Source organism: Streptomyces incarnatus (genome assembly GCF_001027185.1).
Lineage (GTDB): Bacteria > Actinomycetota > Actinomycetes > Streptomycetales > Streptomycetaceae > Streptomyces > Streptomyces puniciscabiei.
Map to the genome: position 1 here is coordinate 7,697,751 of NZ_CP011497.1, position 12,205 is coordinate 7,709,955.

At 72.7% G+C, this 12,205-nt stretch carries 10 protein-coding genes; 7 read left to right on the forward strand and 3 right to left on the reverse strand.

Annotated features, from left to right (window positions below; all coding sequences use genetic code 11):
- Nucleotides 1-15 precede the first annotated feature (15 nt).
- On the forward strand, nt 16-1,260 hold the full coding sequence (locus ABB07_RS35045) for an MFS transporter (RefSeq protein WP_244189618.1): 1,245 nt from the start codon (nt 16-18) through the stop codon (nt 1,258-1,260).
- A gap of 155 nt (nt 1,261-1,415) precedes the next feature.
- On the opposite strand, the gene paaK is transcribed toward ABB07_RS35045, so the two are convergent.
- Entirely contained in the window at nt 1,416-2,738 is a 1,323-nt protein-coding gene (gene paaK, locus ABB07_RS35050; protein ID WP_208902477.1) for a phenylacetate--CoA ligase PaaK, read from the reverse strand.
- 153 nt (nt 2,739-2,891) lie between these two features.
- On the opposite strand from paaK, the gene ABB07_RS35055 reads away from it, so the two are divergent.
- The gene (locus ABB07_RS35055) at nt 2,892-3,341 is read left to right on the forward strand and encodes a hypothetical protein (RefSeq protein WP_208902478.1); all 450 of its coding nucleotides are present in this window, start codon (nt 2,892-2,894) and stop codon (nt 3,339-3,341) included.
- A 331-nt stretch (nt 3,342-3,672) separates the two neighbouring features.
- Here the strand turns inward: ABB07_RS35055 and ABB07_RS35060 are convergent, their stop codons facing one another.
- Nucleotides 3,673-5,616 carry an alkaline phosphatase family protein gene (locus ABB07_RS35060; protein WP_244189619.1) on the reverse strand — a complete coding sequence of 648 codons (1,944 nt, stop codon included), beginning with the start codon at nt 5,614-5,616 and terminating at the stop codon, nt 3,673-3,675.
- Nucleotides 5,617-5,847: 231 nt separating this feature from the next.
- Nucleotides 5,848-7,464, reverse strand: a complete 1,617-nt coding sequence (locus tag ABB07_RS35065; protein WP_208902479.1) for an acyl-CoA synthetase — start codon at nt 7,462-7,464, stop codon at nt 5,848-5,850.
- 187 nt (nt 7,465-7,651) lie between these two features.
- On the opposite strand from ABB07_RS35065, the gene ABB07_RS35070 reads away from it, so the two are divergent.
- The 5 genes from ABB07_RS35070 (at nt 7,652) to ABB07_RS35090 (ending at nt 12,080) form a co-directional block, all read left to right on the forward strand.
- Nucleotides 7,652-8,452 (forward strand): crotonase/enoyl-CoA hydratase family protein, encoded by an 801-nt coding sequence (locus ABB07_RS35070; protein ID WP_208902480.1) that lies wholly within the window; start codon nt 7,652-7,654, stop codon nt 8,450-8,452.
- Nucleotides 8,453-8,604: 152 nt separating this feature from the next.
- The gene (locus ABB07_RS35075; RefSeq protein WP_208902481.1) at nt 8,605-9,546 is read left to right on the forward strand and encodes a Zn-ribbon domain-containing OB-fold protein; all 942 of its coding nucleotides are present in this window, start codon (nt 8,605-8,607) and stop codon (nt 9,544-9,546) included.
- Entirely contained in the window at nt 9,543-10,592 is a 1,050-nt protein-coding gene (locus ABB07_RS35080) for a thiolase domain-containing protein (RefSeq protein ID WP_208902482.1), read from the forward strand. Before ABB07_RS35075 ends, ABB07_RS35080 begins: the two co-directional genes overlap by 4 nt.
- Complete coding sequence (locus tag ABB07_RS35085) at nt 10,589-11,755, forward strand: thiolase domain-containing protein (RefSeq protein ID WP_208902483.1); 1,167 nt, start codon at nt 10,589-10,591, stop codon at nt 11,753-11,755. The genes ABB07_RS35080 and ABB07_RS35085 overlap by 4 nt, the downstream gene beginning before the upstream one ends.
- An 82-nt stretch (nt 11,756-11,837) precedes the next feature.
- Nucleotides 11,838-12,080 (forward strand): DUF397 domain-containing protein, encoded by a 243-nt coding sequence (locus tag ABB07_RS35090; RefSeq protein WP_055704613.1) that lies wholly within the window; start codon nt 11,838-11,840, stop codon nt 12,078-12,080.
- Nucleotides 12,081-12,205: the final 125 nt, after the last annotated feature.

Sequence of the window (12,205 nt, forward strand, 5' to 3'; positions counted from 1 at the left end):
CCGAGAGGTGTGCCCGTGTCCGAGCCCGCGTCGTTATCGACCCCGCCCCGCCGGGTGATCCTCGTCCTGGCCCTCGCCTGCGGAGTGAGCGTCTCGACCATCTACTTCCCGCAGGCGATCAGTTCGCTGATCGCCGCCGACCTGCACATCCCGGCGGGCTCCGCGGCCCTCGTCGTCACCGCGGCCCAGTTCGGGTACGCGGGCGGCATCTTCCTGCTCGTCCCGCTCGGCGACCGGCTGCCGTCGCGCCGGCTGATCGTCACCCTGCTCGCCCTGACCGCGGCGGGCCTGGTCCTCGCCGGTGCCGCACCGACGCTGCCCGTCCTCGTCACGGCGAGCGCGGCCATCGGCGTCACCTCCGTCGTCCCGCAGATCATCATCCCGATGGCCGCCGGGCTCGTGCCCCCCGAGCGACGCGGCGCCGTCACCGGCACCCTGCTCAGCGGACTCATCGGCGGCATCCTGCTGGCCCGCACCTTCGGCGGCACCCTCGGCGAGTGGCTGGGCCGGCGCGCCCCCTACCTCGTCGCCGCGGCGCTCGTGCTCGCCCTCGCGGTCACGCTCGCCCGAGTGGTGCCGGACACCACGCCCTCGTCCGGACACCGGTACGTGGACCTCCTATCCGCCCCGCTGCGCCTGCTGCGCGAGGAACCCGACCTGCGCCGTTCCTGCCTCTACCAGGCCACCGTCTTCGCCGGCTTCAGCGCCGCCTGGACCGCGCTCACCCTGCTGGTGACCGGGCCGGCGTACGGCATGGGCGCCCAGACCGTGGGAGTGCTCGGACTCGTCGGTGCCGCGAGCATGTTCTGCACTCCGCTCGCCGGCCGGGCCGCCGACCGCCGGGGACCGGACACCGTGAGCCTGTGGTGCCTGCTCGGGGTGATCGGATCGGCCGGGGTGCTGGCCCTGGCCGGCCTCGGCGGCACGGCGGGGCTCCTCGTGCTGGCCGGGGGCATGCTGCTGCTCGACGTCGCGGTGCAGAGCGGCCAAGTGGCCAACCAGGCCCGCAACTTCGCGCTCCGCCCCGACGCGCGGGCCCGGGTCAACACCGCCTACATGACGTGCGCGTTCCTCGGCGGCAGCGCGGGGTCCTGGCTCGGGGTACGGGCGTACGGCCGGCTCGGCTGGCCGGGGGTGACGGGGCTGGTGGCCCTGTCCGCCGTGCTCGCGCTGACCCGGCATCTGACGCATCTGGCCAGGCGGCGGCGTACGAGGGCCGTTCCCGTCGAGGGCGCCGTGCCGCCGAGCCGCGTGCCGTGATGCAGCGCCGGTGAGTGCCGTGACATGCGGCCGGTCGGGCGGGGCGGGCGGCGCCTGGCGCACATGACACAGGGCCGGCACGGGCGGGTGGGGACGAGCAGGGGGGAGCCGGCGCAGCGCCAAGTCCCTCCGGGCCCGCCGTACCGGCCTGCCCGTCACCCCATTGCGCCGCCCTGACCGGTGGTCTTGGGGCGCAGATCCACGATCCGGCGGATCTTGCCGACGGAGCGCTCCAGGGACTCCGGCTCCACGATCTCCACGTCGACCGAGACCCCGATCCCGTCCTTGACGGCCGCGCAGATGGACCGGGCCGCGGCGTCCCGCGCCTCCGCGCCGGCGTCCGCGCGGGCCTCGGCCCGTACGGTCAGCCGGTCCAGCCGGCCCTCGCGGGTCAGCCGGAGCTGGAAGTGGGGCGCCACGCCGGGCGTGCGCAGCACGATCTCCTCGATCTGGGTCGGGAAGAGGTTGACCCCGCGCAGGATCACCATGTCGTCACTGCGCCCGGTGATCTTCTCAATCCGCCGGAACACCCGGGCCGTGCCGGGCAGCAGCCGGGTGAGGTCCCGGGTGCGGTACCGGATGACGGGCATGGCCTCCTTGGTCAGCGAGGTGAACACCAGCTCGCCCCGCTCGCCCTCCGGCAGGACCTCGCCCGTGATCGGGTCGACCACCTCCGGGTAGAAGTGGTCCTCCCAGATCGTCAGCCCGTCCTTGGTCTCCACGCACTCCTGCGCCACGCCCGGGCCGATCACCTCGGACAGCCCGTAGATGTCCACGGCGTCGATCGCGAACCGCTCCTCGATCTCGCGCCGCATCTGCTCGGTCCACGGCTCGGCCCCGAAGATCCCCACGCGCAGCGAGGTGCCCCGCGGGTCCACGCCCTGCCGCTCGAACTCGTCCAGCAGCGTGAGCATGTAGGACGGGGTCACCATGATGACGGCCGGCTGGAGATCCTGGATCAGCTGCACCTGGCGGGCCGTCATGCCGCCGGAGGCCGGGACGACCGTACAGCCAAGGCGCTCGGCACCATAGTGGGCGCCCAGACCACCGGTGAACAGGCCATAGCCGTAGGCCACATGCACGATGTCACCAGGCCGCCCGCCGGCCGCCCGGATCGACCGCGCCACCATGTCGGACCACATGGAAAGGTCGCTGTCCGTGTAGCCGACCACCGTGGGGCGTCCGGTGGTGCCGCTGGAGGCGTGCAGCCGGCGGATGCGCTCGCGCGGCACGGCGAACATGCCGTACGGGTAGTTCTCCCTGAGGTCCGCCTTGGTCGTGAAGGGGAAGCGAGCCAGATCGCCGAGGGACCGGCAGTCCTCGGGGCGGACGCCGGCCTTGTCGAAGGACTCCCGGTAGAACGGCACGTGGTCGTAGGCGTGCCGCAGCGAGGCGCGCAGCCGCTCCAGCTGGAGTTCCCGCAGTTCCTCGGGCCCGAGCCGTTCGCCCGCGTCGAGCAGGTCCGTCGCATCCGCCATCGATTCGACTCCCTCGTCACACTCACATTCCGGACGACCGATCATTCGGTCGATCCGTTCGGGGTCAGTAATTCAGGCCATGCGGCTCCAGGCAAGAGGCCTGCGGAGATTTTTCCGCGCACCCGGAGCACGGCCGCGGCGGAGAACGGGCACGTGGAGCTACGACGGGAACTGCTGCCGCCGCCCGTGTCCGCCGGGCGGTCGGCCGAGCTGGGCGCGGAGACCGAACGGATCGAGGCGTTGCTGCGCGAGGACGAAGAGGCCGGGCGGCGGGCGGTCGACGCCTTCAACGCGGCGACCGGACACGCGTACGGCCCGGCTGCCTTCCTGGAGTGGTGGGCGGCACGCGATCTGGCGGAGTTCGCCCTGGAGGCGGCCCGGCCGGCGTGGCCACGGGTTTCGGACGTCACCCGGGACGAGCTGATCGAGATCGTCCGCAGGCTACGCGCCGGATACGCGACCGGTGATCCCGACGCGGACCACTACCGGCTGCTGCTGGAGGCGAACGTCGCCCATCCCCAGGCCTTCCAGGTGACCGAGCAGGATGCCCCGCCCGAGCGGATCGTCGACGAACTCCTCGCGTACCGGCCCATCGCCCTGTGATCGGGCTTCTCGCACCCGTGCGGGAGATGTCGACGCGCACCCGCTCGGGGAGACCTTCACTCGCACTCGTGCGGTGAGACGTTGCGTGGCACCGGGGGTACGCGCCGCACGTGCGCGGCCACGGGAACAACGACTGGCCGCGGGACTACCGGGCCGAGGCGATGAGCGAGGGCCTCCTCGCCCTGCTGACGGCTCGGCCTCGACGGCGCCGATGTCGTGGGCCAATCGCTGGGCGGCATCGTCGCCCGCCTGCCGGCCGCCGACGGGCAGCGCAACACGTCCGCTCCTGTGTGGTGGGACCAAATGGCCTCGACAACTGAGCCACCAGCGGCTACCCCTGCGGCCCGAACGCCCTCAGGAATCGGTCGCGGAAGCCGTCCATCGCCCAGACGGGGGCGTTCGCCGCGGGTTTGAGGCCCTCCGTCCAGCCCCAGCCGGAGATCCGGTCCAGCACCTTGGGGTCACGGGCGACGACGGTGACCGGCACGTCCTTGCTGGGGCTGTTCCCGGTGACGGTCGGCACGGGCTGGTGATCGCCCAGGAAGACCAGGACCGTGTTGTCGTTGCCGTAGCGCCGCAGGAATCCGACGAGGCTGTCGAGCGAGTACTCGATGGAGGCCCGGTACGCGTCACGCACGCTCTCCGGGTTTCTCCAGACCTCCTCCTGGGACTGGCCCTCGCGCCTGATCCGCTGGAAGACCGAGCCGTCGCCGAGCTTCGCCCAGTCGACCATGCGGGGCACGGGCGCCCAGGGATAGTGGCTGGAGGTGAGGATGATCTCCGCCATCAGCGGGCCCCTGCCCCGCCTGCCGAACTCCCGCCGCTGGAACGTCTGCAGGGTGAACTGGTCCGGCACCTGGGACCAGCCGAAGTCCGGGCCGTGGTAGTCGAGGTGATGGCCGTCGTAGACGTGGTCCAGGCCGAAGAAGCGGCCCTCCGGCCAGGCCACCAGCACCCCGGGCACGACGCCGACCGTGCGCCAGGCGCCGGTGCTGCGGAACGCGCCGGTGAGGGTGGTGCGGTCGCTGGAGGTGAGGGAACGGAACCGCTGCTGGTTGCTGATCCACAGGCCGGACAGGAAGGTCGAGTGGGCCAGCCAGCTGCCGCCGCCGGTCACCGGCGAGCGCAGCCAGCCGCTGCGGGCCCGGAATCCGGCCGCCTTCAGGGCGTCGTCGCTGTCCTTGAGCACCGTGCCGATCCGTGGGCCCATCGCCGGGTCCTCGATCGCCGACCGGCCGTAGCTCTCGACGAACGTGAACAGCACGTCCTTGCCGCGCAGGGCGGTCAGCAACCGGTCCGGGGGCGTGTGGGCGAAGGCGTCGTGGGCGGACTGGCGGCGGAAGAGACGGGCGTCCGCGAGGGAGACGCGGACCTGCTGGGCGCGGTCGCGGAGGAGGCCGGCGTCGAGCGTGGCGGCGACGGGCACGCCGCCCGGCCGCAGGCCGAACACGACACAGGTGATCCAGGCGGTGCACAGCGCCAGGACGGCACCGACGGACCGGGCGCGGTGCCGGGCCACCAGGGTGCTCAGCCGGACCGTGGAGCACGCGGTCAGCAGGAGGACGGCGACCGCGAGCAGCAGCGCACCGGCGATGGCGACCAGCTCGCCGGTGCGGCCGGAGGTCCCGCGCAGATAGTCCGCCGCGTTGCCCAGCAGACCCCAGTCCAGCACCGGGTCGAAGGGACGGTACAGCACCGAATAGAAGCCCAGGTCCAGGCACTTGAGGAGCGTGAGCAGCCCGATCAGCACGCCGATGACGGCCGCCGCGGCCCGCCGCCCCCGGGGCGGCAGCACGAGCAGCACGGCGGCGAGCAGGATGCCCTCGGCCGGCAGACGTACGAACGCGGCCGGGGTGAGCCGGTCGGGCCGGTTCGGCAGCAGCAGTGCCGCGAGCAGGAGTCCGACGGCGAGCACAGCCGAGCCGACGGCCGCACACCGCACGACGCGCGCCCGCCTGCCGGGCGGACCGGCCGGCGTGCCCAGGCCCCGCGCGACCCGGCCCCACCCGCCGAGCGGGCCCACCGGTGCGGTGCGGCTCCACCGGCCGAGCAGGCCGGCATGCGCGGTGCGGCTCCCCTCGCCCGGCAGGCCGGTCCGTGCGGCGCGGCTCCGTCGACCGGGGAAGCCGACCCGTGTGGCGCGGCTCGGCCCGCCGAGCAGGCCGGCACGTGCGGCGAGGCCCCGGATGCCACGCCCGCGCCCGCCGGGCGCCGCGGCCCGCTCCGCCGCCTCTTCAGCCGTCGCCCCGGATGTCGCCGGATCCCCGGATGTCACCGGATCCCCGGATGCCGCCGGGCCGCTGTCCGTCTCGTCCGCGCTCCCCGGCGGGTGACTAGGCGTGTGGTGAGACACCCGGAGATCCTTCCGTGCGTGGCCCGGTGCCGGTGCGGAAGGCCTGGACCGGCACAACGCGACCGACCGACAGTCACCCAAAGTAGTCGAGCGGTGTCGGTTGTGCGCACGGAGTGGTGCTACCGGGTGGTGGGCGCGGGGACGCCCCCGGTGTCACCGCTGGTCGGCCGCCACCGCCACCTCCCGCGCCCACCGGTAGTCGGCCTTGCCGCTCGGGGACCGCTGGATGGAGTCGGTGATCACCAGCTGGCGGGGAACCTTGTAGCCGGCCAGCCGGGTACGGCAGTGGCTCTGGATGTCGGCCAGCGAGGGGTGCGCGGCTCCCTCGCGCAGCTGCACCACGGCCGCCACGTGGTTGCCCCAGGTGGCGTCCGGGACCCCGGCGACCAGCGCGTCGTACACGTCCGGATGCGCCTTGAGCGCCTGCTCGACCTCCTCCGGATAGACCTTCTCGCCCCCGGTGTTGATGCACTGCGAGCCCCGGCCCAGCACGGTGACCACGCCGTCCTCGTCGACCGTCGCCATGTCGCCGAGCAGGACCCAGCGCTGCCCGTCCTTCTCGAAGAACGTCTCGGCGGTTTTCCGCGGGTCGTTGTAGTAGCCGAGCGGGGCGTGCCCGCACTGGGCGACCCGGCCGATCTCGCCCGCGGCGACCGGCTCGTGCGTGACCGGATCCACCACGCGCGTACGGGAGTTGACCCGCAGCCGGAAGCCGCGCTCGGGGCCCGAGTCCTCCGTCGCCGTTCCGTTGAAGCCGGACTCGGAGGAGCCGAAGTTGTTGAGCAGCATGGCGTTCGGGACGAGTTCCCGGAACTGCCGGCGCACCGTCTCCGACATGATCGCGCCCGACGAGGAGACGCTGAACAGGGCCGAGCAGTCCGTGCCCTTGAGCGGTCCGCTCAGCGCGTCGATCAGCGGCCGGAGCATGGCGTCGCCGACCAGCGACATGCTGGTGACCTTCTCCCGCTCGACGGTCCGCAGCACCTCCTCCGGTACGAACTTGCGGTGCAGGACGACGCGTTGGCCGAAGTTGAAGCCGATGAACGCCGTCAGCGTGGAGGTGCCGTGCATCAGCGGGGGAGTGGGGAAGAAGGTGATCCCGGATCCGCCGGCGGCGACCCGCTCGGCCAGCTCCTGAGGTGCCTTCACCGGCTCCCCGGTCGGCGCCCCGCCGCCGAGGCCGGCGAAGAACAGGTCCTCCTGCCGCCACATCACCCCCTTGGGCATGCCGGTCGTGCCGCCGGTGTAGATGATGAACAGGTCGTCGGCGGAGCGGGCCGGGAAGCCCCGGGCCGGCGCGCCGGACGCCTCCGCGTCGCCGAACGGCACCGCCCCGGGCACCCCGGCCGTCTCCGGGCCCACCCGCAGCAGGTGCCGCAGCTTCGGCGCCCGCGGCAGCGCCGCCGCCACCCGGTCCGCGAACTCCGCGTCGAAGACCAGCGCGACCAGATCGGCGTCCCGGTAGAGGTACACCAACTCCTCTTCGACATAGCGGTAGTTGACGTTGACCGGGACGATCCGCGCCTTCAGGCAGGCCAGCACCGTCTGCAGGTACTCGACGCCGTTGTACAGGTGCAGGCCGAGGTGTTCTCCGGGCCGGATCCCGCTGTCGGTCAGGTGGTGGGCGATGCGGTTGGCGGCCGCGTCCAGTTCGGCGTAGGTCAGGCGGCGCTCCGCGCCGGTGCCGGGATGGTCGACGTACACGAGCGCCTCGCGGTCCGGGACCACGTCGACGACCGACTCGAACAGGTCGGCAAGGTTGTACTCCACCGCTCCTCCTGACCCCGATCGTGCCCGTATGCGTCCACTAGCGGGTCATCAGAGCAAAGGGCGCCGCAACTGTGAAGGGTCCGCGCCCATAAATCTGACTCCCTGTCAGAAAACTCTGGAAGCTCCCTTGAAGTGCTTCGCCGCCTACTGCAACCTGTTCTCGTTCTCACCGAGGGGAGACAAGTCCATGGGCGGGACGGAACACCTCACCGTGCGGCGCGAGGGCGCCACGCTGGTGCTCACGCTCAACCGGCCCGACGCGAAGAACGCGCTCTCGCTGCCGATGCTCGTCGGCCTGTACGACGGCTGGCTCACGGCCGACGCGGACGACGGGATCCGCTCGATCGTGCTCACCGGGGCAGGCGGCTCCTTCTGCGCCGGCATGGACCTGAAGGCGCTGGCCGGGAAGGGCATGGCGGGGGAGCGGTACCGCGACCGGCTCAAGGCCGACCCCGACCTGCACTGGAAGGCGATGCTGCGCCACCATCGCCCGCGCAAACCGGTGATCGCCGCCGTCGAGGGGTATTGCGTCGCCGGCGGCACCGAGATCCTCCAGGGCACCGACATCCGGATCGCGGGCGAGTCCGCGACCTTCGGCCTGTTCGAGGTCCGGCGCGGCCTGTTCCCGATCGGCGGCTCCACCGTGCGGCTGCAACGCCAGATCCCGCGCACGCACGCCCTGGAGATGCTGCTCACCGGGCGTCCGTACAGCGCCCGGGAGGCCGCGGACATCGGACTGATCGGCCGCGTCGTGCCCGACGGCACCGCGCTCGAGGCCGCCCTGGAGACCGCCGAGCAGATCAACGCCTGCGGTCCGCTCGCCGTCGAGGCCGTCAAGGCGTCGGTGTACGAGACCGCGGAGATGACGGAGACCGAGGGGCTCGCCGCCGAACTCACCCGTGGCTGGCCGGTCTTCGACACCGCCGACGCCAAGGAAGGCGCCCGCGCCTTCGCGGAGAAGCGGGCGCCCGTCTACAAGCGTGCGTGACGCTCCGCTGAGGGAGCGGTCGGCAGAGGCCGTTCGCAAGCTGCGGGCCGTCTTGGGCCGGTCGCGCCCGCGCGGCGGAGCCGCATGTGTCACCGCCCCGCGCCCCTGAAGGGGCGCCTCCACCGCCCACCTTCTCAAGGAGGCAAGCCCCGATGCCGGAAGTCCTCAGAGCACCCCTCGTCGTCGAGTTCCCCTTCACCCGCTCCCTCGGTCCCGTCCAGAGCGCCTTCCTCACCGGGCTGCGCGAACGCGTCGTCCTCGGCGTGAGGACCAGCGACGGACGCATCCTCGTCCCGCCCGTCGAGTACGACCCCGTCACCGCCGAGGAGCTGCGCGACCTGGTGGAGGTCGCCCCCACGGGCACGGTCACCACCTGGGCCTGGAACCACGAGCCGCGCCGCGGCCAGCCCCTCGACACGCCCTTCGCCTGGGTCCTGGTCCGGCTGGACGGCGCCGGCACCGCCCTGCTGCACGCCCTCGACGCCCCCGGCCCGGACGCCGTGCACACCGGAATGCGCGTCCGCGCCCGCTGGGCCGGGGACCGCACGGGCGCCATCACCGACATCGCCTGCTTCGAGCCGTACGACGGAGAGCCGGAGCAACCGGGGGACCACACCGGCGAGTTCACCGACCCGCTCGCCGGGATCACCGCCCCCGCCCGCCTGGACTACACCTACTCACCCGGCCGCGCCCAGTCCGACTACATCAACGCCCTCTCCGAACGGCGGACCGTCGGCGAACGCTGTCCCTCCTGCCGCAAGGTGTACGTCCCCCCGAGGGGTGCGTGTCCCACCTGTGGCGTGGCCACGGCGGAACACGTCGAAGTAGGTCCCCGCGGCACCGTCACCACCTTCTGCATCGTCAACATCAAGGCTAAGAACCTCGACATCGAGGTGCCCTACGTCTACGCGCACATCGCCCTCGACGGCGCCGACCTCGCCCTGCACGCCCGGATCGGCGGCATCCCCTACGACCAGGTGCGCATGGGCCTGCGCGTGGAGCCCGTGTGGACCGAGGGCGCCCGCTACCCCGACCACTACCGGCCCACCGGCGAGCCCGACGCCGACTACGACACCTACAAGGAGCTGCTGTGACCCGGGAGATCGCGGTCGTCGCCTTCGCCCAGACCGACCACCGGCGCTCCACCGAGGAGTCCTCCGAGGTCGAGATGCTCATGCCGGTCCTGCACGAGGTGCTGGACCGGACCGGCCTCAGGACCGCCGACATCGGCTTCACCTGCTCCGGCTCCAGCGACTACCTCGCCGGCCGCGCCTTCTCCTTCACCCTCGCCCTCGACGGCGTCGGCGCCTGGCCGCCGATCTCCGAGAGCCACGTCGAGATGGACGGAGCCTGGGCGCTGTACGAGGCCTGGACCAAGCTGCTCACCGGCGACGCCGACACCGCGCTCGTCTACTCCTACGGCAAGTGCTCGCCCGGCTCGGTGCGGGACGTCCTCACCCGCCAGCTCGACCCCTACTACGTCGCCCCCCTGTGGCCCGACTCCGTAGCCCTCGCCGCCCTCCAGGCACAGGCACTCATGGACGCCGGCCACACCGACGAACCCGCGCTCGCCGCCGTCGCCGCCCGCAGCCGGGCCGACGCGGAGGCCAACCCGCACGCCCAGCTCAAGGGGCCGGTGCCGCAGGGCGACTACGTCGTACGGCCGCTGCGCACCGGCGACTGCCCGCCCGTCGGCGACGGCGCCGCGGCCGTGATCCTCGCGGCGGGGGAGCGGGCCCGCCGGCTGTGCGAGCGGCCCGCCTGGATCCGCGGCATCGACCACCGCATCGAGGCCCACAGCCTCGGTGTCCGCGACCTCACCGACTCACCGTCCACCCGGCTCGCCGCCGAGAAGGCCGGAGCCTTCGAACGGCCCGTCGACACGGCCGAGTTGCACGCCCCGTTCAGCTCCCAGGAGGTGGTCCTGCGCAAGGCGCTCCGCCTCGGCGACGACGTGTGCGTCAACCCCTCCGGCGGGGCGCTCGCCGCCAACCCCGTCATGGCCGCCGGACTGATCCGCATCGGCGAGGCCGCCGCCCGCATCCACCGCGGCGCCTCCGACCGCGCCCTCGCCCACGCCACCTCCGGCCCCTGCCTGCAGCAGAACCTGGTCGCCGTACTCGAAGGGGATCCACGATGAGCAAGGAGCCCGTGGCCGTCGTCGGCGTCGGCCAGACCAAGCACGTCGCCGCCCGCCGGGACGTCTCGATCGCCGGACTCGTCCGCGAGGCGGCCCGAAGGGCCCTGAAGGACGCCGAGCTGACCTGGGCCGACATCGACGCCGTCGTCATCGGCAAGGCGCCCGACTTCTTCGAGGGCGTGATGATGCCCGAGCTGTACCTGGCCGACGCCCTCGGCGCCGTCGGCAAGCCCATGCTCCGGGTGCACACGGCGGGCTCCGTCGGCGGGTCGACCGCGCTGGTGGCCGCGAACCTGGTCGCCGCCCGCGTCCACGGCACCGTCCTCACCCTCGCCTTCGAGAAGCAGTCCGAGTCCAACGCCATGTGGGGCCTGTCCCTGCCGATCCCCTTCCAGCAGCCCCTGCTCGCCGGCGCCGGCGGCTTCTTCGCCCCCCATGTGCGCGCCTACATGCGACGCAGCGGCGCCCCCGACACCGTCGGCTCCCTCGTCGCCTACAAGGACCGGCGCAACGCCCTGAAGAACCCCTACGCCCACCTGCACGAGCACGACATCACCCTGGAGAAGGTCCAGGCCTCGCCCATGCTGTGGGACCCCATCCGCTACTCCGAGACCTGCCCCTCCTCGGACGGCGCCTGCGCCATGGTCCTCACCGACCGTGCCGGAGCCGCCCGCGCGCCCCGGCCGCCGGCCTGGGTGCTCGGCGGCGCCATGCGCAGCGAGCCCACCCTGTTCGCGGGCAAGGACTTCGTCTCCCCGCAGGCCGGCAAGGACTGCGCCGCCGACGTCTACCGGCAGGCCGGCATCGCCGACCCGCGCCGGGACATCGACGCCGTCGAGATGTACGTGCCGTTCTCCTGGTACGAGCCGATGTGGCTGGAGAACCTGGGCTTCGCGGAGGAGGGCGAGGGCTGGAAGCTCACCGAGTCCGGGGTGACCGAGCTCGACGGTGACCTGCCCGTCAACATGTCGGGCGGCGTGCTCTCCACCAACCCCATCGGCGCCTCCGGCATGATCCGCTTCGCCGAGGCCGCCCTCCAGGTACGCGGCCAGGCCGGAGAACACCAGGTCGACGGTGCCCGCAGGGTGCTCGGACACGCCTACGGCGGCGGCTCGCAGTTCTTCTCCATGTGGCTCGTGGGAGCGCGGCCACCGGAGTCCTGAAAGTCCTCCCCACGTGGCCTGTCGGGCGTCGTGAGCGGTCGCTAGGCTGACCCGCGGACGACGAACCGGGAGGAGCACGGACGTGGCCGAGACCACCACCCAGCACAAGCCGCTCGCGGGCTGGGACAAGCCGGAGCTGGACCTCAGCAAGGCCGAGTGGCAGTCCAGCAGCCGAGGTCTGGGCGATGTCCAGATCGCCTTTGTCGAGGGCTTCATCGCCATGCGCAACAGCGGCCGTCCGGAGAGCCCATCCCTGATCTTCACGCCCGCCGAATGGGGCGCCTTCGTCTCCGGAGCCCGGGAAGGCGAGTTCGACCTCACCTGATCCGGCCCGGCGGCGCGACCGGCGCCACCGGCACCGGACCGGCACCGCGCGGACACCGGCAGCCGAACCGGCGGTGTTCCGCGCGGATTCCCGGACACGCGACCACCAGGACCCCGCTGGGACCG